This is a genomic window from Lutibacter citreus, assembly GCF_003260195.1.
GTDB classification, from domain to species: Bacteria; Bacteroidota; Bacteroidia; order Flavobacteriales; family Flavobacteriaceae; genus Lutibacter; species Lutibacter citreus.
Genome location: NZ_QEIH01000003.1, coordinates 587,058 through 609,453 on the forward strand (window position 1 = coordinate 587,058; position 22,396 = coordinate 609,453).

Sequence of the window (22,396 nt, forward strand, 5' to 3'; positions counted from 1 at the left end):
TAGCATTTTTATTAAAAATTTTAATCACATAATTATTCAATACTTATTTTATCTATTTCCCAACTCCCCTCTTTAACTCCCAAGGCTGGAGTTATTCTCAAACGCTCTAATTGAACTTCCAATTCTGGATATTCCTCTAGATTAATCAGGTATTCTTTAAAATTAATATCATTAGCAGTTATTTCAATTTCAATATTAACTGCCTTTTCCCAATTTAAAGGTTTATTGTTTTTCCAAAATGCACCTTTAGAAGTGTAAGAAGCTAAAGAAACCATAGCTTTTGTAGCTGCACTTTTATTTTTTAAACGTAACACAAGTGTGTCATGCTTTTTTAAATCTGTTAATAACCATCTACTACTTTCAATAGTTGTATTTCCTAAGATTTCACCTTTAATGCTTTTATTTTTGTTCCATATCAGATTAGAGCCTTCAACCGAATGCCATCCCATTTCTGAAATATCAAAATCCCATTTTCTTCCGTTTGCGGGATAAGAAGTATCATCTCTTGGAATATTTAAAGTTCCATCTTCATTAAAATATAAGGGTTTTATAGATATTCCTCTATAAAATAAACTAATATCCTTGTTTTCTAGCAGTGCATAATATTGTCCTTCCCATTCAAACACATTACAATGCCCTTCTTTTAAAGAGGCTCCTTTAAATGTATATGGACCTCTTAAATTCTTTGACATTGCATATTTCTTTTCCCAAATTAAATAGTAAATATCATTACGTTTAAAAATACAAGGCTTATCTGCTGTCCACATATCTTTTCCATTTTCATCAAGTACAATAATAGATTTAGGCTTTTCAGCTAAAGAAATCATATTGTTGTTTAATGTTGCGGCAAAATAATATCCTGCTCCAAAGAAAATTGTATAAACCCCATTCTCTTCATAAATTTCAGGATCATACGGATGTAATTTCCCAATAATACCTTCAGGTAAAAGTGGTTTTCCAAGTGCATCTACAAAAGGTCCTTTTGGAGAATCGGCTACCATTACACCAGTATCTTTATTTTTGTTTGAAAAATACCAATAGTATTTTCCATCTCTTTCAATTATGTCACCTGCCCAACAATTTGGCTTATCTCCAATATAAGTGTCAGTAGGTAAAATTTCATTTTCTTTTTTCCAATTTATTAAATTATCTGTAGACCAAATTTCCCAACGATTCATTCTCCAAGTATCTTCTGTATCCCAAGATTCATCGTGTCCACAAAAAACATACAATCTACCATCTTTTATTATAGAATGAGCATCTACCAAACCTTTTTCAGGAAATACATTAAGGTTTAGTATTGCTGTGTGTTTACTTTCCTTTTTTAAAGTATTTTCTTTACAGCTAAGTAATAAAGCAGTTAGAAGTACTATTAAAATCTTTACTGTTTTCATTATTTATTCGTATTTCTAATCAAAATTGCATCAACAGAACGGTGAAAAGGATTTAAAATGTGCTTTCCTTCGTATTTAATTTCTTTTGAATATTCTCCTGTGTGGGTATTAAACCATTGATAAGTACCTTGTTTTAATCCAATTCCTTTATTGCTATATATTGAAAGTTGATAATTTTCTTTAGCCATATAATACAAGTAAATACCATCATCACTTTTTAAACAATGGCCAATGCGTCTTTCATCCCAAACTGGTTTAAATTTCTGATAATCGTATTTATCGAAAAATTCTTTTAAATACTTATAATATTCAAACTTAGGTTTTAAAAAATCATCCTCTTGCTCATATGGATTGTAAACCATTACATTCCAAGCTAATGCTTGCCAATAATAATTTGTGTAAACCCCAGCAAAATAACATTGATAATTTCGTTTTAAACATTCTTCAGCAATTATAAAATCACATGGAAATACCATATAACTAGATTCTGAATAACCAGCATTTTCAATATTTACAACAGGTTTATCATATTTTTTATATTCTTCAATCATTTTTGTGTAAAGTGTACTCCAACCACCTTGATAAGAAATAAAATCTATCGGTACTTCATCTGCTTTTCTAAAATCATGAATGGTTACCAAACGATTATAAGCATCCAACTTTTTAGCTCTCTCAATACGCTCACTCATATAAGGAATTGTTTGTCTAAATGCTTCTTTTGAAATATTCCAAACAACATTTGGAAAAGCTTGATAACGTTTCATTACATAATCGAAAAAACGATCATCTTCAAGTGAACCAGGCTTAGGCCATTTTACTTTTTTATTCCATACGTATATCATCAAATTAGCAACAATATTTTTATCGTGCATTAAACTTACAATTCTATCAAAACGTTTAAAAAAAGTTACATTTAATGAAGAATGATCTGGTTTACTATTACTACCTAAAAATGGAAAAATATCGTCTCTTGAACCAAATTCGTGTTCAGGATGTAATTTTAATCTATCATCTTTTTCCCATCTAACATCATAAGAATAAAGAGTTGTTACCACCTGATTAAATCCATTTTTAGATATCAGGTTTAACAAATGCTCTGTTTTTGGAGCTGCATTAGGGTTGTCATAATCTAAAGCAAATAACCAATCAATTTCAAAAGCTTGTAAAAAATAGGTGCTACCATCTTCATAAGCAAATTTCTTCGGATCATTTTTATTAATTACAACTGCTCCATGTTTACCCGGTTTTGCTTTTGAAACTGTAATTTTTCCTTTTTTATTATTAAGTATTTTTACTGATGAAAAAGTAGTATAATTCCAATCTCCTATTTCGTTCGCTGAAAAACGTAAAATCCATTCTCTACTATCATTGTAAAATCCTTGAACTGTTAATTCTGAACCATCTGGTTTTATGAATTTTGCTCCAAAATCTACCTCAAAAGGGCTTATAATTTGTTTTTTTGAATTAAATGAAATATCAAGTACTTCATACTTTTCCAGTTTAAATGTTTTGTTTTTATAAGACTCCTTTTTTGATTGAGAAAATGAAGTATTTGATATTAAAATATAAGCTAAAATTATTGCTAGTTGAGTTAAGCTGTTTTTCATTCTTTATAATTTGATAGAGTAATTAAGTATTTTATAAATTCCTGACGTGTTTATTTATTTTTTATTTGCATTATTGTTACACTAATTCATATTTCGTTTTTTAACAGCTTTAACTTGAGAATTTGTATTACAAGACAACCCCTTGCAAATTATACATAACCGATAAATTGAATTATTTTAAAATTGTTCTAAGAAAAACGCATTCATGAGGTAATAATTTTTTTGAATATTTTCTTTTGAAACTTCCTTCATTTTTATGTTCTACCAAATTTCTAAACTTCATTTTCCTATCTAATTTAAATTCTGAAAAATTTAACTTAATTGATGTTTGTTCTTCGTTTAAATTCAACAATAAAAAAACAAGAGAACCATCACTCATTGTTTTTCTCCAAATCTGACAACCATTTTCTTCTTTTACAATATAACCTTGTTCCAAATTATCCTGATTTACAGCTATCATTTCTTTGTTTAACAATAAATCAAGTTCTGATTTTTTCATCTTTCTTGGGTCATTCCCTAACATTAGTGGAGCACTCATAATATTCCATAAAGCAAAATGTGAAATTTCTTCAATTGGAGTTAAACCAATATCTCCAGTAACCAACATATCGGGATCATTCCAATAGCCGTTTCCGGCATATTTTGCTGATTTATTATTCAATTCAGCACATTCCATAACCGTAAAAAAATGAGGATTTTTGTCTTTTGTTTCAATAAAAACAGCGGTTTCTTTACCATTTAAAGAGGCTATGTCTCCAGTAGTTCTCGACATACTGCATACTTCTGGATTCCAGTTTCTAAATTCATAAGCACTTATACTTAACAATATTTTTCTTCTAGATTTAGCCAATAAATTAGCCCATTTTTTATATGTTTTTTCAATGCTCTCTTCAGTCCAACCTTCTCCTTTTTTACATTCGCCACAAAATTTACAACGATCTAATTTTATAAAGTCAACTCCCCAATCTGCAAACTGTTTAATTTGAATTTCTTCATTATGCATTCCTCCAACTGGATCACCACCACAATCATGAGTTCCTGGAACTGTATGCAATCCAAATTTTAATCCTTTTGAATGTGCATAATCTGCTAAAGCTTTCATTCCATTTGGAAATTTCGTTGGGTGTGCCAATAAACGTCCTGAATTATCAAGTTTTGCATCTCTCCATCCTCCATCAATTACAAAATAATTGTAACCAGCATCGCGAAGGCCGGATAAAACCATTGCATCCATTGCCTCTCGCATATTTTGCTCATTTACTTTTTTCTTTCCAAAAGTATTCCAACTATTCCAACCCATTGGAGGTGTTGGAGCAATAGATCTACTTTCTTGCGAAAATCCAATATTAGTAAATACTAAAAACAATACAATTAGAACGATTTCTTTATTCAATAATTTCTTCATTATATACTTAAAATTTAATTTTCATTTATTAACCTTATTCACAAACAACTGTTAACCAAACAGTCATTTCACTTTTAGCTCTATCACTCCAAGCGTAATAAGGTACAAAAGTAGTATTCATTGTGTACCACTTTGGGTTTCTTGATTTTTAATACAATCCTCTACTAAAATTAAATTTAATATTTTAAAAAACAAGGTATTAAATAAACAATTTTAATGCTACTTATTAAATTCATTTTACAAGTTCAATATTACTTAATAATCAACTATAAAACTACTTTTAAGCATTTAAATAAACTTTACATTTAACAATTAATACATTAACAAAAAATTCACACACCCTTATTCACTTCAACCTAAAAACACATTATAATATTCATTATCAGAATCTTAATATTTATCATTCTATAAAACGCCCCTTCAACTTTCATATTTAAAATTAAAAAATACCACGAAAAGGCTATTGATTTATTTAGTCTTAAAAATTATCCGCTATTACACCTAAATTTAATACCTTTATAGTATGAAATTATCAGAATTTTATAAATCTTTTCCAGATGAATCTACTTGCGCTCATATATTAAAATGTATTAGAGAAGCACAAGGTGTTATTTGTAAAAAGTGTGGAAACATTGAGCACTATTGGAAAAAAGATAAGAAGAGTTTTGAATGTAAAGAATGCAATTATAGAACATCATTAAAAAATGGGACTATAATTGAACACAGTAATTTACCATTAAAATATTGGTTGTCAACCATTGCTTATATAAATATTATTAATGAAAAAATATCAGCACTTCAACTTCAAAAAGAACTAGGTCATAATCGCTATGAACCAATTTGGCTTATGTTAAAAAAGATAAAAAATAGTTCAAAAACTGATAATTTACTTCATAAAATATCAGACTATATTCAAATAAATAAAACTGAAATAAGATATATAAATAAGAAGAATTTGTAACACATTAATTATTCTATTTCAAACAGTTACAAATTAAAAACAGAAAGACATTACATAACTAATAAGTCAAAAACAGTTAGGTTTTGAGTTCATATTTTATGAATTCCTTCAAAAGAATATTAAAAAAGACCTACTTTTTATAAATAAATGCCTTTCAATTAAACAGTTACTTTAAAACTTTTAAAATGGAAAAATTAAATAAAAACAGTGGAACTGGCAAAGGTAAAGGACTTGGAAATGGTGGTGGAAAAGGAAGAAATAAAGGTGGTGGATATTCTGTTAACGGATATTGTATTTGTGCTAAATGTGGCGCTAAAGTTCAACATCAACAAGGAATTAAGTGCACAACAATTAAATGTCCTAAGTGCGGACATACAATGATTAGAGAAGAATTATTGAACGATAAACGTTCTAAAGATTAACAAAATTTCACATCCTTCTATTCTAATGGTTAATTATTGTTTTCCCTTCTCATACCACTTTTCAAGTTGAAGATGATAAATGTATTACGACTAAATGCGAGAAAGGAAATATAAAATTGTAAGAATTAAACGAATTAATAGGGCTGACATCTTATTTGCATAAAGAAAAAAGCTGAAAATATCTTTGAAACCAATCATAAAATGAACCTAATTGAAAAACAAGAATCACTTGACTTTCTTAATTACCAGATTAGGACTTGTGAAAAATGCAATTTATCAGTTACCCGAAAACATGCACTTACTGGTGAAGGAAACATTGATGCCAAAGTTCTATTTGTAGCATTATCTCCAGGAGCAAAAGAAGATTTGGGCAATAAAATGTTTATTGGCCCTTCTGGTAAGGTCTTTGACAGGCTGCTACAAACAGCCGGAATTGATAGGAAATCGGTATATCTAACAAATTTAGTAAAATGCATATTACCAAAGAATCGTAAACCCACAATGGAAGAAATTGAATCATGCAGTCCTTTTTTGGATGATGAAATTTCAATTATTCAACCTCAGATCATTGTACCCTTAGGTTATTATGCAATGCATTCAATTATAACAAAATATCATGCTGATGCCTCAAGCCCAGAAATGAGTTTCAAAAATATAAATGGCAAATTATTGTTATTGGATGGAATGAAAATATTTCCGATTACACATCCATCGGCTCTATTATATAACACAACTTTTGAACCTGCAACAAGAGAAAAGTATATAAAACTTAAATCATTGTTGTAAAAAAGTACAAAAAAACCGAAATGAAATTAAATCATATCGCATTAAACATTCAGAATAAAAAAGAACTGATTGATTTTTATCAAAATATTTTTGGATTTCATCTTGAATATCAGTTTGATCTTAATCTTGATCTGGCAAAAAAAAATTTCAATATTGAAAAACAGCCAGAAGTTTACCTCTATAAAAACAACAATCTGGTTCTTGAATTATTTGTTTATCCCGAAAGCACAACACTTGGGTTTGCCCACATTTGTTTAGAGATGGTAGACCGAGAAAAAATAGCTAAAAAAGGTGAGCAGGCAGGATATCCTATAACAAGAATACAGCGAAATAACAAGCCCGATATTCTTTTTATAAAGGATAAAGCAGAAAATATTTTTGAATTAAAAAAAGTAAACTCATGAAATTACATCTTGATTGTATTCCGTGTTTTATGGAACAAGCGTTACGTGCAGGACGAATGGCTACTTCTGACGAAAAACAAATAAAACAAATTCTGGATAAAACAGGGGAAATGATAAAAACCGTTTCTATGCAATCTACAGCACCTGAAATAGGAAAAATAATTTATAGTATTGTCAGTAATGTTACTGGAAATCAAGACCCTTATAAAAGCATTAAGCAACGACATATTAAGGAAACAAAAGACATTTATCCCGAATTGGAAAAAATAGTAGCAAACTCTAAGGACAAACTACTAACTGCCATAAGAATAGCTATTGCTGGAAATGTTATTGATCTCGGAGTCAAAAAATCATTTGATATAGTAAAGGATGTGAAAAGTATTTTGAAACAGGAATTTGCTGTTTTGGATTACAGCATTTTTAAAAGCCAATTAGAAAAAACTGAAAGTATCCTTTATATTGGTGATAATGTTGGAGAATCAGTTTTTGATAAAATACTAATCAAAGAATTAAGAAAATCCGTGAAATATGCAGTCCGTTCAATTCCCATTATAAATGATGTAACCTGGGAAGATGCTATTGCTTCCGGATTGGACGAAGTTGCTGAATTAATTGACTCCGGATGTAAATCTCCTGGCGTTATTCTTGATCAAAGTACTCCTGAATTTCTTAAAATTTTCAACAAATCTGATCTTGTAATAAGCAAAGGGCAAGGAAATTTTGAAGGATTATCTGATTGTAACAGACAAGTTTTTTTCTTGTTAAAAGCAAAATGCCCAATTATCTCGAATCATCTTGAGGTAGCAGAGGGTTCTATTATTCTTAAAGAACATAAAAGTTAAAATATTAGTTATGTATAAACATCTTTTTGGTCCAGTACCATCGCGTAGATTGGGTATGTCATTGGGAATTGATTTAATACCGAAAAAAGTTTGCTCATTAAATTGTGTTTATTGCGAAGTAGGAAAAACTACTAATCTTACAACTGAAAGGTTAGAATATGTAAAATATGACAGTGTAATTGCTGAGTTAGAAAAATTCATGAGCAACAATCCTAAAATTGATTATTTCACTTTTTCAGGATCTGGAGAACCCACTTTAAATAGTAGAATTGGAGATGTCTTAAAATTTATCAAAGAAAAATACCCGAAAATTAAAACTGCTATTTTAACAAACGGAACATTGCTTTATGATAAAAACTTAAGAATGGAATTGATGGATGCCAATGTTATTCTGCCATCATTAGATGCTGCTAGTACGGATGTGTTTAGAAAAATTAACAGGCCTAGTAAAAAACTAAATATTGACTCACATATTCAAGGATTGGTAGATTTAAGAAAAGAATACAAAGGTGAAATTTGGCTTGAAATATTATTTTTAAAAGGTTATAATGATTCTAAAAAGGAACTTATTTTATTGAAGGAAGCAATTCTTAAAATTAAACCAGATAGTATACAATTAAACACCTTAGATCGTCCAGGAACAAGACAAGATTTAATTCCTTTAACTAAAATAGAATTGCACGCAATTATTGATTTTTGGAAGTTGCCAAATGCTGAAATAATAGCTTCTCCTGATAAACGATCAAATATTGAATCGTATAATGGCAATATTGAAACAGCAATTTTGGAAACAATTGCAAGACGTCCTTGTACCCTAGATGATTTACATACTTTTTTAGGCATACATATTAACGAAATAAATAAGTACTTAGCTGGATTGGAAGCTAAAAGTAAAATTAAAACTGTTAACCTTGAAAGAGGAGTATTTTATGAATTAAAACATAAATAAATTGACTTTAAAATTAGATATATAATTAAGATTCATATTAAATAATTTTATGGAAGTAATATATAAAATACTGTTACATTCTGTTATGATAACTGGGTTTGTTTTTGTCATGATGTTGGTTATTGAATATATAAATGTACAATCAAAAGGGCTGTGGCAAAAAAACCTTACTAAAAACAAATGGAGTCAATATTTAATTGCAGGTCTTTTGGGCGCAATTCCTGGTTGTCTTGGAGCATTTACAATGGTTGCAATGTTTTCTCACAGGTTGGTTTCTTTTGGAGCATTGGTTACAACAATGATTGCAACAAGTGGAGATGAAGCTTTTGTTATGTTTGCAATGTTTCCTAAAAAAGCAATATTATTAACCATAATTATTCTTGTAGTTGGAATATTAGCAGGTTATATTACAGACAAACTTTACCAACCAACAAAAGCACTTAATAAAATTTCATCTCACAAATTCCCTCTACATAACGAACCTGAATGTAAATGCTTTGAAAAAGATAAAATTTGGTTCAATTTATTTCATCCTACCTTTCACCGACTCACTATAGGAGTTATTATTCTAGTTCTTATTGCAGGTGTATCTACCGGAATGTTGGCTGGAGATTTAGAGATTTGGATGAAAGCATCAGTTTTATTGGCTTTTCTTTTTTCCTTATTTATAGTAATAACTGTTCCAAATCATTTTGTTAAGAAACATATATGGGCACATATTGTTAAAAAGCATCTTCCACGTATTTTTTTATGGGTATTTGGAACCCTTTTGTTGATGCATTTTTTAATGAATTATATTAATATTGAAGCATGGTTATCTACTAATATGTTTGTTGTATTACTTGTTGCTGTTTTAATCGGTGTCATTCCAGAATCGGGGCCTCATCTAATATTTGTAACACTTTTTGCTCAAGGAAGTATTCCTTTTAGTATTTTATTGGCAAGTTCAATATCACAAGATGGACACGGAATGTTACCTATGCTTGCAGAATCTAGAAGAACTTTTTTAGCCGTAAAAATTGTAAATATAATTTATGCTTTTATTGTAGGATTATCAACTTTTTTATTAGGTTTTTAATTTTAAAGTTAGTGTTTACTTACTCTTTTATAAATAATTAACTCTTCAATTTTTTTTCTATATTCATTTCTAGTATACCTCAAGGAAAATATGCTTTAGATTCTTCAACCTTATAATATATAGTGAGCATTCAGTAAAAATTTAATGAATTAATTTGACATTTAAATTGTACAACTCCTAACTTATATTTATATCCTATTTACTTATATTTACAAATATCATATGTGATACTTTAAAAATTACAGCATATTTATACCATAATTATATATGTGAATCTTAAAAACGGATAAATAAAAATTGATTTTAAAACAAACTATATGGAATTGTTAACTAAATTTTTAGAATTTGAAATATTAAGTATTGGGGAATATAGTTTAAAAGTTAGTGCTTTATTTTTGGCACTACTAATTGTAATTATAACAAAAGTTATTTTATGGTTAGTTAAGAAATCTTTATTTAGAAATAAGGGCTTAGAGGTCTTTAACCAAGGAAATACTTATTCTTTATACCAAATAATAAAGTACATAGTTTGGGTAATTGCAATTGGTTTTATTTTAGAATCTATTGGTATTAAGGTAACCATATTAATTGCAGGTTCAGCGGCCTTATTAGTTGGTGTTGGCCTTGGATTACAGCAAACATTTAACGATGTTATTTCTGGGGTTATTTTACTGTCTGAAAGATCAATTAGAATTGCTGATGTTTTAGAAATTGATGGAGATATTGTAAAAATTCAGGAAATTGGTTTAAGAACTTCTAAAGGATTAAATACAGATGATATTTCAATTATTATTCCCAACTCTTTAATTACAACAAATAAGGTAATTAATTGGAGTCATCAAACAAATTTAAACCGTTTTAGAATTGATGTTGGTGTTTCTTATGGAAGTGAAGTAGAAATGGTAATTAAAACTTTAGAAGAAAGCGCTAAAGAGCATCCAGAAGTTGATAATAACAAAGCAATAGAAGCTAGACTTGTTAATTTTGGAAACTCATCATTAGATTTTCAAGTTCTTTTTTATAGCAGTACAATCTTTGGTTCAGACAGAATGAAAAGTGATATTCGTAGAATAATAAACAAGAAATTTTTAGAAAAAAATATTACTATTCCTTTTCCTCAAATGGATGTACATATAAAACCCAATTTAAAAGAATAACTGTTTTAATAACTATACTCATTTAAATTTGATGGTTTTAATTTTAAATAAGTTTAATTTTACAAATACTTAACTTGTAATATGAAAAAAACCGAAGAAGGATTAATAAAAAATTCTTATGAATCAATTATTGGAGAATTACAAACAATAATATCAATTGGTTATATAACAACTGTTGCAATTGGGATGCTTTTTGCATACCAAAAGTACCACCATTTTGGAATAAATATTTTTAATTATGCTGATGTTTTTGACTTTTTAATCACTCCTTTTTCAGACTTTAAAGTATTAACTTTTTCAGTCGTATCTATTTTTATTTGTCTATCAATCATTCGTTTAGATATTTACTGGAAAAAGAAGAAACCCGAATCTTATTCAAGATTAAATTTGGGATGGGATAAGAAAGATTGGTTTGAAACCTATAGGTTTATATCATATTCTTTTTTACTTCTAGGGTATCTTTATTTATCTTCTGATTTATACGGTAAAATAGCTAAAAAACAAATTGAAAAACAAAATTTGATTGAAGTGAAATTTATAGATGGAGAAATAACCAAAGGTATAATGATTGGTAAAACTAGCGAAATACTATTTTTAAAAATAGATGAAAAAATTACCGCTATTCCAATAAAATCAGTAGTGAAAAAAATAGAAATAAAGTAATGTTGTAAATTTATAATGATAAAATTATTTCAAATTATAGTTCTTCTTTTTACTTTTATTTCTTGTAACAAAAATGATACAAACATAGTTGATCTCGAAAACAATAGTTCAACATTTATAACATCTGTAGATATTTCAAGTTATCCTGAAATACTTAAATCAAATCCTACATTTTTTAATTTAGAAGGAAATCCTAATGATTTTTTAAGCATTCTTAAACAAAACGGAATAAATACTGTTAGGTTAAGACTTTGGGTAAATCCCAATAATGAACATTCTGGATTTAATGAAGTTAAAGAGTTCTCTAAAACCTTAAAAACTAAAGGGTTTAAAACGTGGATAAGTCTACACTATTCTGATACTTGGGCAGATCCTGCTAAACAAGAAATTCCGAAAAAATGGCAAGGCTTAAATTTCACTGAACTAAAAGATAGTGTGAACCACTATACTGAAAAAGTTGTGAAAGAATTAGGTCCGGATTATATTCAAATTGGTAATGAAATAAATAATGGACTACTGCATCCTTATGGAAATATTTCAACTAATTTTCAGCAATTTAATGAGTTAATGAAAGTTGCAATTGCAGCTGTAAGAAAAAATTCAAACACTTCTAAAATAATTTTACATTTTGCAGGGATTGAAAATTCTGATTGGTTTTTTAATAAAGTAAGTGGTTTAGATTATGATATTATTGGACTATCATTTTATCCGTTATGGCACGGAAAATCTTTAATTAACCTTAAAGAAAAAATGAAACTATTAAGTAATACTTACCATAAAAAAATAGTAATTGCAGAAACAGCTTACCCATTTACGCTTCAATGGAATGATTGGACAAATAATATTGTTGGTTCAGAAGATCAATTGATATTACCTGATTACCCAGCAACAAAAGAAGGGCAGAAAAAATTCATTCGCCAAATAAAAACAATTACTAAAGATCTAGAAAATGGATTAGGCTTTTGTTATTGGGGTGCTGAACTAATTTCCTGGAAAGGAAATGAATCTATCAACGCTTCTCCATGGGAAAATCAAGCTTTATTTGACTTTAATAATACGGCCTTACCAGCCCTGAAAGAATTTGTAATTGAATAAAAACTATTACTTCGTTTTAATAAATATAGTTCTTTCAATAAATTACATTGAAATTTAAAGATGCAAAAAAGACAAATCTACTTATGCAAGGATTCGTTTTATTATTTATAGAAATCAATTATTTGCGTATATTAGTGATGGATTTTCTGGCATTAAATTATTGTAAAAAAATAAATGTATAATATAAATGAATAGCACCCTAAACCAAATCAAAATAGAAGTTTACGATAAATGTTTCTTTAAAATTTCAGACTTTAAATTAGAAATTGAAAGTAAAGATTATAATGCTTGCAATTTTAAATTAAATAATCAAATTATTATAAGCAGAAATGCCAAAATTACACCTAAAAAAGTAGGTCAATTTGTTACGTTTTGGAAACGAAATGAAAAAAGCCCAATTGAACCTTATAATGTAAATGATAAATTTGATTTTTACATTGTAAATCTACGTTTAGAAAATCGCTTAGGACAATTTGTTTTCCCTAAATCTGTTTTAATTAAAAAAGGGATAATTTCAACAGATTCTAAAGAAGGAAAAAGAGGATTTAGAGTATATCCTATTTGGGATATTACAAAAAGTAAACAAGCTATAAAAACCCAAAAATGGCAATTAAATTATTTTTATGAAATTAATAATTCTATTGATTTTAATAAAGTAAATCTATTATATAATATATAGTTTAATTTATTCATTTTTAAAAACAATTGAAAACATAAACACTATTAAATTACATTTTTACTATTTTAGTGGTTATGAATAAAATTGATATTAGAACAGTAGAAGTTGTTCAATATATACACCCTTTGCGTGAAGGAGGTTCACTACCTGCAATAGTAAAAGCTGACGATGGTTTTCTTTATGTGTTAAAATTTAGAGGTGCTGGCCAAGGAAAAAAAGCACTTATCGCTGAATTTATTGGAGGTGAACTTGCCAGAGCAATTGGTTTAAAAGTACCTGAATTAGTGTTTATGAATCTTGATGATTCATTTAGTAAAACTGAACCAGATGAAGAAATACAAGATCTCCTAAAATTTAGTGTTGGTTTAAACCTTGGATTACATTTTTTATCAAGTGCCATAACATATGATCCTTTAGTTTCAGATGTTGATGCTTTAACAGCTTCAAAAGTTGTTATTTTAGATAGCTTAATTAGTAATATAGACCGTACTGCAAAAAACACAAATTTGCTAAATTGGAATAATGAGCTTTGGGTTATAGATAACGGTGCTAGTTTTTATTTTCATCATAACTGGAAAAATTGGGAGAGTCATTTAACAAGAACTTTTCCGCTAATTAAAGACCATGTTCTCTTACAAAAAGCAACTAAATTAACAAAAGCTGCAGAAAAAATTAAACAGTTAATTACTAAGGAAAAAATTGATGAAATTATTTCAAAAATACCTGAAGACTGGTTAGAAAGTGAATCTGATGATTTTACCCCAAAAGAAATGAGAGATGCGTATATTAAATTTTTAAATACAAAAATCTTTATGATTGATTTATTAGTTAAAGAAGCTGACGATGCAAGATAAATATACATTTGAATATGCAATTATAAGAATTGTACCAAAAGTAGAGCGAGAAGAATTCTTTAATGTTGGAGTGATTTTATTTTCTAAAAGAAAAAAATTTCTTGGAATAAAATATCTAATTAATGAAATGAAATTAAAAGCTTTTGCACCTGAAATAGAACTAAACTTAATGAATGATTATTTAAATGCTTGGAAATTAGTTTGTGATGGTAACAACTCTGGAGGTGCTATAGGTAAATTAGAATTATCCGATAGATTTAGATGGTTAACAGCTTGCAGAAGTACTATTATACAAAGCTCAAAAACACATCCTGGATTAAGTAATAATCCTGAAAAAGAACTAAAAGATATTTTTGAAAAATATGTTTTATAACATTCCAATTAAACTAAAACTTCTAATTATTAATGGCTGAATTATTAAAAAATATATACAATAATAATTTTTTTGAAGAGTTTTCTAACGCCCTAAAATCAGTTGTTCCCCATTTTAATAAAGAATCTTTTATAAATCAAATTTTAGATAAAAATTGGAATGAAAAAGAGTTAAAACAACGAATGCGGCATATAACAATTGTTTTAAAACAACATTTGTATAATGATTTTAATAAAAATGTAAATGTTTTAACCGAAACAATTAACCATCTAAAAAGAAATGGAATTAATGGTGGTCTTGAATATATAATTATTCCTGATTTTATTGAAGTTTATGGACTTGATGATTACCCTACTTCAATAAAAGCAATTGAAGAAATTACTCAGTTTATAACTTGTGAATTTGCAATTAGACCTTTTATAATTAAGTATGAAAATGAACTTTTAAAACAAATGCTGCAATGGTCTAAACATAATAAAAGTGCTGTCAGACGTTTGGCTTCTGAAGGTTGCAGACCAAGATTACCTTGGGCTATGGCCTTACCTTCTTTAAAAGAAAACCCAAAACCTATTTTTCCTATTCTAGAAAACTTAAAAAATGATAATACAAAAACTGTAAGACTTAGTGTTGCCAATAACTTAAACGATATTTCTAAAGACAATCCACAAATTATAATTGATTTAGTAAAAAAATGGCTAGGAAAAACTAGTGAAACTGATTGGGTTTTAAAACACGCAAGTAGAACTTTACTTAAACAAGGAAACTTAGAAATAATGCAGTTATTTGGATTTAGCTCTATAGAAAATTTAAAGATTGAAAGTTTTAAAATCCTTACGCCTTCAGTAAAAATAGGAGAATATGTAGAGTTTTCTTTTAACCTTTTAAACACTGCTTCTTGTACTTCTAAATTACGTTTAGAATACGGACTGTATTACCAAAAAGCAAATGGATCTTTATCTAGGAAAGTCTTTAAAATTAGTGAAAAAGAATACCCTAAAAACTCTAAAACCTTAATTAAAAAAAAACAGTCTTTTAAAATAATTACCACAAGAAAATTTCATGTTGGAGAACATCAGGTTTCAATAATTTTAAATGGAGTAGAACTAGATAAAAGAAGTTTTACCTTAATTTAGTAAAAATGATTAATAAGTATTGTTTTAACAAACAATAACTTTTTCAACTTATTCTAGTATCTTCGCTCTATGATTAAAGTAGTTATACTTGGTGCAGGAAATTTAGCATTTCATTTAACTGAAAAATTGTTAAATAATAACTCCGTAGATCTGGTTCAAGTTTATAATAGAAGCATCTCTAAAATTCACTACTTAGAACATAAAACACTAATTACAAATAATTTAAATGAATTAAAAGAAGCCGATATTTATATAATTTCTGTTTCAGATAATGCAATTTCAGAGTTGTCTTCAAAGTTGAATTTAAATGATAAGTTAATAGTTCATACTTCTGGCGCAGCACATATAAACGAATTAAAATCTAATTCAAAAAAAGGTGTATTTTATCCTTTACAATCATTTTCAAAAGATAAAGAAATTGAGTTTTCTAATATTCCAATTTGTATTGAAGCAACTACCAAAAGTGATTTACTATTGTTAGGTAAATTAGCATCTTCAATTTCAACCAAATGTTATAAAATTAATTCTGAACAACGAAAAACACTTCATGTAGCAGCTGTTTTTGTTAATAATTTTGTAAACCATATGTATTTTATAGGAAATGAAATTTGCGATACAAACAACATTCCTTTTGAAATATTACATCCGTTAATTGAAGAAACAGCAAATAAAATTAAAAATTTATCGGCATTTGATGCTCAAACTGGACCAGCAATAAGAAATGACTCAAAAACAATTAAAAAACATATAGCCTCTTTAAATGAGGATCAACAAAATATTTATTCAACACTTACAAAATCAATTTTGAAAACTTATGGAGAAAAGTTATAAAGAAATAATGCCACAAATAACCACTTTTATGTTTGATGTAGATGGGGTATTAACCAATGGAATGATTCATATATCATCAACAGGCGAATTAACACGATTAATGAATACAAAAGATGGTTTCGCTATGAAAGCAGCATTAATAGCTGGTTACAATGTTTGTATAATATCAGGAGGAAATAATGAAGGTGTGCGTAAAAGGTTAGAAGGTTTAGGTATAAAAAATATTTATTTAGGCGCTCATGCCAAAATAGAATTATTTAATGATTATATTAGTAAAAATAATATAAAGCCCGAAGAAATTTTATATATGGGTGATGATCTCCCAGATTTTCCCGTTATGAAATTAGTTGCTTTGGCTACTTGTCCAAAAGATGCTGTTCCTGAAATTCAAGGTATATCTAATTATATATCTCAGAAAAAAGGCGGTTTAGGTTGTGTTAGAGATGTAATTGAGCAAGTTTTAAAAGTTCAAGGAAAATGGGGAGATAACTTTAATGCGTAAAACAATAAAATTATGATAAAACGATTAGTATTAAGTACAGCATTTATTTTTTTAATTACTTTATCAAGTAATGCACAATCTATTTTTGGTGAATGGAAAACTATCGATGATGAAACCGGAAATCCAAAATCTATAGTAGAAGTTTACGAACAAGACGGGAAAGTTTACGCAAAAGTTAAGCAATTACTTGAAAAAGGGAAAGAAGACAAACTTTGTGAAAATTGCAAAGGAAAAAACAAAAATAAACCTATTAAAGGTATGACTATTATTAATGGTTTAACTAAAGATGGGGATGAATGGAATGGTGCAAAAATATTAGATCCAAAAACGGGTAAAGAATATAAATGTTACATCACTCTTGTTGAAAATAATAAATTAAAAGTAAGAGGCTATGTTGGTTTTGCTTTAATTGGAAGAACTCAATATTGGTTAAAAAATTAAAAAGTTATCTCACATTTTAAAATAGAACATAAAAAAAGCTTGCAAATTGCAAGCTTTTTTTATGTTCTATTTTAAATAATATGATGCTATTTAGCACATCTAAATCCCATATTAAATAATGAAGTATCCTTAGAGTTTTGAGCTCTAAATGTTGTTGTATAACTATTTTCAAGTGCTTCATCAAACATAAACGATCCTCCTCTTGTAGATCTTACATTTGGATCTTGAGGCGCCAATTTATCATTAAAAGGGTAAGGTTTATGATAATTCTCACACCATTGCCAAACATTTCCTCCCATATCATACAAACCAGATTTTGAAGCTCCAAAAGTACCTACAGGAGACGTTAATAAAAAACCATCTTTAGCTTCACTATCCTGAATATTATCACCTTGCCAAACATTTGCCATATACTTTCCATTAATAACAGGTTCATTCCCCCAAGCATATTTATTAATTGAATTTTCTCCGTTTTTTGCTGCAAACTCCCATTCAAATTCTGTTGGTAATCTTTTTCCTTTCCAACCGGCATACGCTTTTGCATCATTCCAACTAACATGTGTAACAGGGTGATTATCTATAGCTTTTGGCTTATCTCTTCCTAATGGATATTCCCAATTAGCTCCTGGCATTAAACTCCAATTTCCTTGTTCAAATGAATACACTCCAGAATCTCCAAATTTATCTGCTTCGGTTACATAATTAGCTTCCAGTACAAACTCTCTAAATTCAGCAACTGTTACTAAGTTTTTATCTAAATAGAAAGGTGCTATTTCCATTTCAAAAACTGGCTTTTCATTTACTCCTCCTGTTTCTGAGCCTATTTTAATTGTACCTCCATCAAAATGAACCATATTACTTGTATCTACTTCATTTGAAGAAATTTTAGGCGTATTATTTGATAATTCAACTGATTCCTTTTCTTTATTAATTTTTGTTTCATCAATTTTCTTTGCCTCTTTGCACGAAATAACCAAAACGCAAACAAAAATAAGTAGTGTACTATATAATTTCATATAAATAAATTTTAAGCTACAAAGATTGTAAAACAAACTTAAATAAGCTAAGTTATTTTAAAAGAAAGTTAAGAATTAGTTGAACTTTTTTTAGAAGATTTGATTGTTCTTTTTTTGTCATATAGTAGTTCCAGTACCTTAATTTCTTTAGAGTTTCATTTTATAGTACTGGAATACAGTAAAATTAATTTTATTTATTGTCCGCAATTTTACATAATAGCTTTGTCACCCTGAACTTGTTTCAGTCTTAAATTAAATAAATAGCTGTAAATCAGATAGTAACGAAACAAGTTAAGCATGACCTTATGCTATATTATTACTAATTACCGATATACAATTTAATTTTTTTCCTTTAACATAGGTACAAACCTAAAATCGCCTAATTCTAATTTTTCGAAATCTTTTTCTCCTGTTCTTACAAAAAGAGTCATTGTTTGCACAGCATCACCTACAGGAATTACCAACCTTCCTCCTATTTTTAATTGACTTAATAACGGTTTTGGTACAAAAGGCGCACCGGCAGTAACAATAATACTATCAAATGGAGCATCTTCAGGCAATCCTTTATAACCATCTCCAAAAATAATTTTTTTCGGTTTGTAGTTTATTTTCGGGAAAAAAAGTTTTGTTTTTTTAAACAATTCTTTCTGGCGTTCAATGGTATATACTTTAGCTCCCATTTCAAGTAAAACTGCTGTTTGATAACCTGATCCGGTACCTATTTCTAAGACTTTACTTCCTTTTTTCACTTCTAACAATTCAGTTTGAAATGCCACAGTATATGGTTGCGAAATAGTTTGGTCTGCTGCTATTGGAAATGCTTTGTCTTGATACGCAAAATCTTCAAAACTAGAATCTATAAAAAGATGACGTGGAATATTTGAAATAGCCTTTAGTACTTCTTTGTCTTTTATTCCTTTATCAATTAATACTTTTACTAATTGATTTCTAAGTCCTTTATGTTTATTGGTATCCTTCACTAAAATAAAAATTTGAGTTGCTAAAAATAGGAATAAATGCATAAAGATTGCTATTTTTGTTAACACAATTTTAAACAAAAAACAATGCTTAAAGCGGGAGTATTAGGTGCAGGACACTTAGGAAAAATACATTTAAGACTATTAAATGAATCAAAAAAATACGAATTAGTTGGTTTTTACGACCCTATAAAAGAAAATGCAAAAAAAGTTGAAGAAGAATTTGGGTATAAATCCTTTGATACAATAGAAGAATTAATTGATGCAGTTGAAGTAATTGATATTGTTACTCCTACTCTTTCTCATTTTGATTGTGCCAAAGAAGCAATAAAAAAAGGAAAACATATTTTTATTGAAAAACCAATTACAAAAACAATTGAAGAAGCTGAAGAGATTATTGAGCTTTCACAAAAACACAATGTAAAAGGTCAAGTTGGTCATGTAGAACGTTTTAACCCTGCCTTTGCAGCTGTAAAAGATTCAATTAATAATCCTATGTTTATTGAAACACATAGACTCGCAGAATTTAACCCACGAGGAACAGATGTGCCTGTAGTTTTAGATTTAATGATTCATGATATAGATATTATATTAAGTGTTGTAAAATCTAAGGTAAAAAGCGTTCATGCAAGTGGAGTTTCAGTAATTAGTGATACTCCAGATATAGCAAATGCTCGTATAGAATTTGAAAATGGTTGCGTTGCTAATTTAACAGCAAGTAGAATTTCATTAAAAAACATGCGTAAATCAAGATTTTTCCAAAAAGATGCATATATAGCTGTAGATTTTTTCGAAAAAGCAACTGAAGTAGTAAGAATGCAAGATGCACCAAAAATTGCAGGAGATTTTGATATGATTCTTCAAAATGCTGAAGGTGTAAAAAAACAAATTTATTTTGAAAACCCTAATGTTGAAGCTAATAATGCTATTTTAGATGAATTAGAAACTTTTGCTGATGCTATTGTAAATAATACAACACCAGTTGTTAGTTTAAAACAAGGAACTGAAGCTTTAAAAGTTGCTCATATGATTATTAACGACTTTTAATTATGAATATTTTTCAGGTTGATGCTTTCACAAGTAAAATTTTTAAAGGAAATCCAGCGGCTGTTTGTCCGTTAGAAAAATGGATTTCTACTGAAATAATGCAAGCAATTGCTGAAGAAAATAATTTATCAGAAACTGTTTTCTTTGTTCAAAAAAAGCATCAATTTGAAATAAAATGGTTCACACCAACTTGTGAAATAGATTTATGTGGTCATGCAACTTTAGCTGCTGCTCATATAATTTTTTCAGAATTAAATTATAAAGAAGAGTTAATAGAATTTATATCAAATAGTGGGGTTTTAACTGTTTCTAAAAAGGATAGTTGGTATACTCTTAACTTTCCTTCTGAAGAAATTAAAAAAATTGAAACACCAAAAACTCTATTAAAAGCTTTAAATGTACTAATCATAAACACCTACCAAGGAAAATGGAAACTTTTAGTAGAATTAGAAGATGAAGAAACAATTAAAAATTTAGCTCCTAATTTTTCAAAATTATGTGAATTAGACTCTTTAGGGATTATTGTTACAGCAAAAGGAAATAAAGTAGATTTTGTTTCAAGATTTTTTGCCCCTAAAATTGGAATTAATGAGGATCCTGTTACAGGTTCTGCTCATACCCTTCTAATTCCCTTTTGGGCTCAAAAATTAAAAAAGAATAAATTGGAAGCGTCTCAACTTTCTAAAAGAACTGGATTCTTAAAATGTAAATATCTTAATAATCGAGTTGAAATGAGTGGGCAAGCCATAACCTTTTTAAAAGGGAAAGCAACTATTTAAATGAACGAGTATTTTCAATTTAGACACATTAGAAAATGACTAATTCTCAACTCTTTGTGTCTATTATTAATATAAAAATGTAGACAGATGAAAAATATAGCAGTTATAGGTGCTGGCACAATGGGTAACGGAATAGCACACATTTTCGCTCAACATAATTTTAAAGTAAATCTTATTGATATTTCAAAAGAAGCTAATGAAAAAGGAATCGCTACAATTACAAAAAACTTAGATAGATTAATTTCTAAAGAAAAAATAACTTTAGAAGTTAAAAAACAAACACTTGATAATATTACAACTTTTACTTCAATTTTGGAAGGTGTAAAAAATACAGATTTAGTAATTGAAGCAGCAACTGAAAATGAAGAGTTAAAACTTAAAATTTTTAAACAATTAGATGAGGAAGCTCCTAAAAACACCGTTTTAGCTACAAATACTTCTTCAATTTCTATAACAAAAATTGCAGCAGCAACAAACCGACCTGAAAAGGTTATTGGAATGCATTTTATGAATCCAGTTCCTATAATGAAACTTGTTGAAATTATAAATGGTTACAATACTTCTAGTGAAGTAACTAAATTAATAATGGAACTTTCTAAAAAACTTAGTAAAACACCTGTTGAAGTAAATGATTATCCTGGTTTTGTAGCTAATAGGATTTTAATGCCTATGCTAAATGAAGCCATAGAAACATTGTATAATGGAGTTGCGGGAGTTTATGAAATTGATACCGTAATGAAACTTGGTATGGCACATCCTATGGGACCTTTACAATTAGCTGATTTTATAGGATTAGATGTATGTTTATCAATTTTAAACGTATTGTATGATGGATTTAAAAACCCAAAATATGCTCCTTGCCCTTTACTTGTAAATATGGTTCAAGCAGGAAAGCTTGGAGTTAAATCTGGTGAAGGATTTTATGATTACTCAGAAAATAGAAAAGCTGAAGTAATTTCATCTCAATTCAAATAAAAATAGGCTGTTTAAAAAATATACTT

At 28.3% G+C, this 22,396-nt stretch carries 25 protein-coding genes and 1 pseudogene; 20 read left to right on the forward strand and 6 right to left on the reverse strand.

Going from position 1 to position 22,396, the window contains the following annotated elements; genetic code table 11:
- Window positions 1–32: 32 nt before the first annotated feature.
- From DAD81_RS08575 to DAD81_RS21245, 4 genes are all read right to left on the reverse strand, one after another.
- On the reverse strand, window positions 33–1,394 hold the full coding sequence (locus DAD81_RS08575) for a family 43 glycosylhydrolase (protein WP_111707836.1): 1,362 nt from the start codon (window positions 1,392–1,394) through the stop codon (window positions 33–35).
- The gene (locus tag DAD81_RS08580; protein WP_111707837.1) at window positions 1,394–3,001 is read right to left on the reverse strand and encodes a DUF5060 domain-containing protein; all 1,608 of its coding nucleotides are present in this window, start codon (window positions 2,999–3,001) and stop codon (window positions 1,394–1,396) included. The genes DAD81_RS08575 and DAD81_RS08580 overlap by 1 nt, the downstream gene beginning before the upstream one ends.
- 172 nt (window positions 3,002–3,173) lie before the next feature.
- The gene (locus tag DAD81_RS08585) at window positions 3,174–4,406 is read right to left on the reverse strand and encodes a glycoside hydrolase family 27 protein (protein ID WP_111707838.1); all 1,233 of its coding nucleotides are present in this window, start codon (window positions 4,404–4,406) and stop codon (window positions 3,174–3,176) included.
- A 34-nt stretch (window positions 4,407–4,440) separates the two neighbouring features.
- The gene (locus DAD81_RS21245) at window positions 4,441–4,527 is read right to left on the reverse strand and encodes a hypothetical protein (RefSeq protein WP_394340160.1); all 87 of its coding nucleotides are present in this window, start codon (window positions 4,525–4,527) and stop codon (window positions 4,441–4,443) included.
- 489 nt (window positions 4,528–5,016) lie between these two features.
- On the opposite strand from DAD81_RS21245, the pseudogene DAD81_RS21250 reads away from it, so the two are divergent.
- The 17 genes and pseudogenes from DAD81_RS21250 to DAD81_RS08670 form a co-directional block, all read left to right on the forward strand.
- Window positions 5,017–5,140 (forward strand): annotated as a pseudogene (locus DAD81_RS21250) (IS1595 family transposase); the annotation flags it as partial.
- A gap of 412 nt (window positions 5,141–5,552) precedes the next feature.
- Window positions 5,553–5,789: a hypothetical protein gene (locus DAD81_RS08595; RefSeq protein WP_111707840.1), complete on the forward strand. Its 237-nt coding sequence runs from the start codon at window positions 5,553–5,555 to the stop codon at window positions 5,787–5,789.
- Window positions 5,790–5,990: 201 nt separating this feature from the next.
- Window positions 5,991–6,575 carry a uracil-DNA glycosylase gene (locus DAD81_RS08600; RefSeq protein ID WP_111707841.1) on the forward strand — a complete coding sequence of 195 codons (585 nt, stop codon included), beginning with the start codon at window positions 5,991–5,993 and terminating at the stop codon, window positions 6,573–6,575.
- 20 nt (window positions 6,576–6,595) lie between these two features.
- Window positions 6,596–6,979: a VOC family protein gene (locus DAD81_RS08605; protein WP_111707842.1), complete on the forward strand. Its 384-nt coding sequence runs from the start codon at window positions 6,596–6,598 to the stop codon at window positions 6,977–6,979.
- The gene (locus tag DAD81_RS08610) at window positions 6,976–7,821 is read left to right on the forward strand and encodes a damage-control phosphatase ARMT1 family protein (RefSeq protein WP_111707843.1); all 846 of its coding nucleotides are present in this window, start codon (window positions 6,976–6,978) and stop codon (window positions 7,819–7,821) included. Before DAD81_RS08605 ends, DAD81_RS08610 begins: the two co-directional genes overlap by 4 nt.
- A gap of 10 nt (window positions 7,822–7,831) precedes the next feature.
- Window positions 7,832–8,770, forward strand: coding sequence for a radical SAM protein (locus DAD81_RS08615; RefSeq protein WP_111707844.1), 939 nt, complete (start codon window positions 7,832–7,834; stop codon window positions 8,768–8,770).
- A gap of 49 nt (window positions 8,771–8,819) precedes the next feature.
- A complete protein-coding gene (locus tag DAD81_RS08620; RefSeq protein WP_111707845.1) occupies window positions 8,820–9,848 on the forward strand; it encodes a putative manganese transporter in 1,029 nt (342 codons plus the stop codon).
- 317 nt (window positions 9,849–10,165) lie between these two features.
- Window positions 10,166–11,005, forward strand: coding sequence for a mechanosensitive ion channel family protein (locus tag DAD81_RS08625; protein ID WP_111707846.1), 840 nt, complete (start codon window positions 10,166–10,168; stop codon window positions 11,003–11,005).
- An 81-nt stretch (window positions 11,006–11,086) separates the two neighbouring features.
- Window positions 11,087–11,668 carry a hypothetical protein gene (locus tag DAD81_RS20815; RefSeq protein WP_179950040.1) on the forward strand — a complete coding sequence of 194 codons (582 nt, stop codon included), beginning with the start codon at window positions 11,087–11,089 and terminating at the stop codon, window positions 11,666–11,668.
- 15 nt (window positions 11,669–11,683) lie between these two features.
- Window positions 11,684–12,763, forward strand: a complete 1,080-nt coding sequence (locus DAD81_RS08635) for a glycoside hydrolase family 53 protein (protein WP_111707847.1) — start codon at window positions 11,684–11,686, stop codon at window positions 12,761–12,763.
- Window positions 12,764–12,950: 187 nt separating this feature from the next.
- A complete protein-coding gene (locus tag DAD81_RS08640) occupies window positions 12,951–13,442 on the forward strand; it encodes a MepB family protein (protein WP_111707848.1) in 492 nt (163 codons plus the stop codon).
- Between the two features lie 74 nt (window positions 13,443–13,516).
- Entirely contained in the window at window positions 13,517–14,296 is a 780-nt protein-coding gene (locus DAD81_RS08645; protein ID WP_111707849.1) for a HipA family kinase, read from the forward strand.
- A complete protein-coding gene (locus tag DAD81_RS08650) occupies window positions 14,286–14,669 on the forward strand; it encodes a DUF3037 domain-containing protein (protein ID WP_111707850.1) in 384 nt (127 codons plus the stop codon). Before DAD81_RS08645 ends, DAD81_RS08650 begins: the two co-directional genes overlap by 11 nt.
- Window positions 14,670–14,701: 32 nt before the next feature.
- Window positions 14,702–15,802, forward strand: coding sequence for a DNA alkylation repair protein (locus DAD81_RS08655; RefSeq protein WP_111707851.1), 1,101 nt, complete (start codon window positions 14,702–14,704; stop codon window positions 15,800–15,802).
- Between the two features lie 69 nt (window positions 15,803–15,871).
- A complete protein-coding gene (locus DAD81_RS08660; protein WP_111707852.1) occupies window positions 15,872–16,633 on the forward strand; it encodes a Rossmann-like and DUF2520 domain-containing protein in 762 nt (253 codons plus the stop codon).
- Window positions 16,617–17,135 (forward strand): KdsC family phosphatase, encoded by a 519-nt coding sequence (locus tag DAD81_RS08665; RefSeq protein ID WP_111707853.1) that lies wholly within the window; start codon window positions 16,617–16,619, stop codon window positions 17,133–17,135. Before DAD81_RS08660 ends, DAD81_RS08665 begins: the two co-directional genes overlap by 17 nt.
- A 12-nt stretch (window positions 17,136–17,147) precedes the next feature.
- Window positions 17,148–17,576 (forward strand): DUF2147 domain-containing protein, encoded by a 429-nt coding sequence (locus DAD81_RS08670; RefSeq protein WP_111707854.1) that lies wholly within the window; start codon window positions 17,148–17,150, stop codon window positions 17,574–17,576.
- Window positions 17,577–17,662: 86 nt separating this feature from the next.
- On the opposite strand, the gene DAD81_RS08675 is transcribed toward DAD81_RS08670, so the two are convergent.
- Both DAD81_RS08675 and DAD81_RS08680 read right to left on the reverse strand, forming a co-directional pair.
- Window positions 17,663–18,592, reverse strand: coding sequence for a formylglycine-generating enzyme family protein (locus tag DAD81_RS08675; RefSeq protein WP_111707855.1), 930 nt, complete (start codon window positions 18,590–18,592; stop codon window positions 17,663–17,665).
- 338 nt (window positions 18,593–18,930) lie between these two features.
- The gene (locus DAD81_RS08680) at window positions 18,931–19,572 is read right to left on the reverse strand and encodes a protein-L-isoaspartate(D-aspartate) O-methyltransferase (RefSeq protein ID WP_111707940.1); all 642 of its coding nucleotides are present in this window, start codon (window positions 19,570–19,572) and stop codon (window positions 18,931–18,933) included.
- An 84-nt stretch (window positions 19,573–19,656) separates the two neighbouring features.
- Here DAD81_RS08680 and DAD81_RS08685 point away from each other — a divergent pair, with 84 nt between their 5' ends.
- The 3 genes from DAD81_RS08685 to DAD81_RS08695 all read left to right on the forward strand — a co-directional run bounded on the left by DAD81_RS08685 (window position 19,657) and on the right by DAD81_RS08695 (window position 22,370).
- Window positions 19,657–20,616: a Gfo/Idh/MocA family protein gene (locus DAD81_RS08685; protein WP_111707856.1), complete on the forward strand. Its 960-nt coding sequence runs from the start codon at window positions 19,657–19,659 to the stop codon at window positions 20,614–20,616.
- A gap of 2 nt (window positions 20,617–20,618) precedes the next feature.
- Entirely contained in the window at window positions 20,619–21,395 is a 777-nt protein-coding gene (locus tag DAD81_RS08690) for a PhzF family phenazine biosynthesis protein (protein ID WP_111707857.1), read from the forward strand.
- Window positions 21,396–21,482: 87 nt separating this feature from the next.
- Window positions 21,483–22,370, forward strand: coding sequence for a 3-hydroxyacyl-CoA dehydrogenase family protein (locus tag DAD81_RS08695; protein WP_111707858.1), 888 nt, complete (start codon window positions 21,483–21,485; stop codon window positions 22,368–22,370).
- The last annotated feature ends 26 nt before the right edge of the window (window positions 22,371–22,396 follow it).

Bases quoted from the DNA above. Each gene is read 5' to 3' on its own strand.
- DAD81_RS08575 (WP_111707836.1), bottom strand. From the start codon at position 1,394: ATGAAAACAGTAAAGATTTTAATAGTACTTCTAACTGCTTTATTACTT.
- DAD81_RS08580 (WP_111707837.1), bottom strand. From the start codon at position 3,001: ATGAAAAACAGCTTAACTCAACTAGCAATAATTTTAGCTTATATTTTA.
- DAD81_RS08585 (WP_111707838.1), bottom strand. From the start codon at position 4,406: ATGAAGAAATTATTGAATAAAGAAATCGTTCTAATTGTATTGTTTTTA.
- DAD81_RS21245 (WP_394340160.1), bottom strand. From the start codon at position 4,527: ATGAATACTACTTTTGTACCTTATTACGCTTGGAGTGATAGAGCTAAA.
- DAD81_RS08595 (WP_111707840.1), top strand. From the start codon at position 5,553: ATGGAAAAATTAAATAAAAACAGTGGAACTGGCAAAGGTAAAGGACTT.
- DAD81_RS08600 (WP_111707841.1), top strand. From the start codon at position 5,991: ATGAACCTAATTGAAAAACAAGAATCACTTGACTTTCTTAATTACCAG.
- DAD81_RS08605 (WP_111707842.1), top strand. From the start codon at position 6,596: ATGAAATTAAATCATATCGCATTAAACATTCAGAATAAAAAAGAACTG.
- DAD81_RS08610 (WP_111707843.1), top strand. From the start codon at position 6,976: ATGAAATTACATCTTGATTGTATTCCGTGTTTTATGGAACAAGCGTTA.
- DAD81_RS08615 (WP_111707844.1), top strand. From the start codon at position 7,832: ATGTATAAACATCTTTTTGGTCCAGTACCATCGCGTAGATTGGGTATG.
- DAD81_RS08620 (WP_111707845.1), top strand. From the start codon at position 8,820: ATGGAAGTAATATATAAAATACTGTTACATTCTGTTATGATAACTGGG.
- DAD81_RS08625 (WP_111707846.1), top strand. From the start codon at position 10,166: ATGGAATTGTTAACTAAATTTTTAGAATTTGAAATATTAAGTATTGGG.
- DAD81_RS20815 (WP_179950040.1), top strand. From the start codon at position 11,087: ATGAAAAAAACCGAAGAAGGATTAATAAAAAATTCTTATGAATCAATT.
- DAD81_RS08635 (WP_111707847.1), top strand. From the start codon at position 11,684: ATGATAAAATTATTTCAAATTATAGTTCTTCTTTTTACTTTTATTTCT.
- DAD81_RS08640 (WP_111707848.1), top strand. From the start codon at position 12,951: ATGAATAGCACCCTAAACCAAATCAAAATAGAAGTTTACGATAAATGT.
- DAD81_RS08645 (WP_111707849.1), top strand. From the start codon at position 13,517: ATGAATAAAATTGATATTAGAACAGTAGAAGTTGTTCAATATATACAC.
- DAD81_RS08650 (WP_111707850.1), top strand. From the start codon at position 14,286: ATGCAAGATAAATATACATTTGAATATGCAATTATAAGAATTGTACCA.
- DAD81_RS08655 (WP_111707851.1), top strand. From the start codon at position 14,702: ATGGCTGAATTATTAAAAAATATATACAATAATAATTTTTTTGAAGAG.
- DAD81_RS08660 (WP_111707852.1), top strand. From the start codon at position 15,872: ATGATTAAAGTAGTTATACTTGGTGCAGGAAATTTAGCATTTCATTTA.
- DAD81_RS08665 (WP_111707853.1), top strand. From the start codon at position 16,617: ATGGAGAAAAGTTATAAAGAAATAATGCCACAAATAACCACTTTTATG.
- DAD81_RS08670 (WP_111707854.1), top strand. From the start codon at position 17,148: ATGATAAAACGATTAGTATTAAGTACAGCATTTATTTTTTTAATTACT.
- DAD81_RS08675 (WP_111707855.1), bottom strand. From the start codon at position 18,592: ATGAAATTATATAGTACACTACTTATTTTTGTTTGCGTTTTGGTTATT.
- DAD81_RS08685 (WP_111707856.1), top strand. From the start codon at position 19,657: ATGCTTAAAGCGGGAGTATTAGGTGCAGGACACTTAGGAAAAATACAT.
- DAD81_RS08690 (WP_111707857.1), top strand. From the start codon at position 20,619: ATGAATATTTTTCAGGTTGATGCTTTCACAAGTAAAATTTTTAAAGGA.
- DAD81_RS08695 (WP_111707858.1), top strand. From the start codon at position 21,483: ATGAAAAATATAGCAGTTATAGGTGCTGGCACAATGGGTAACGGAATA.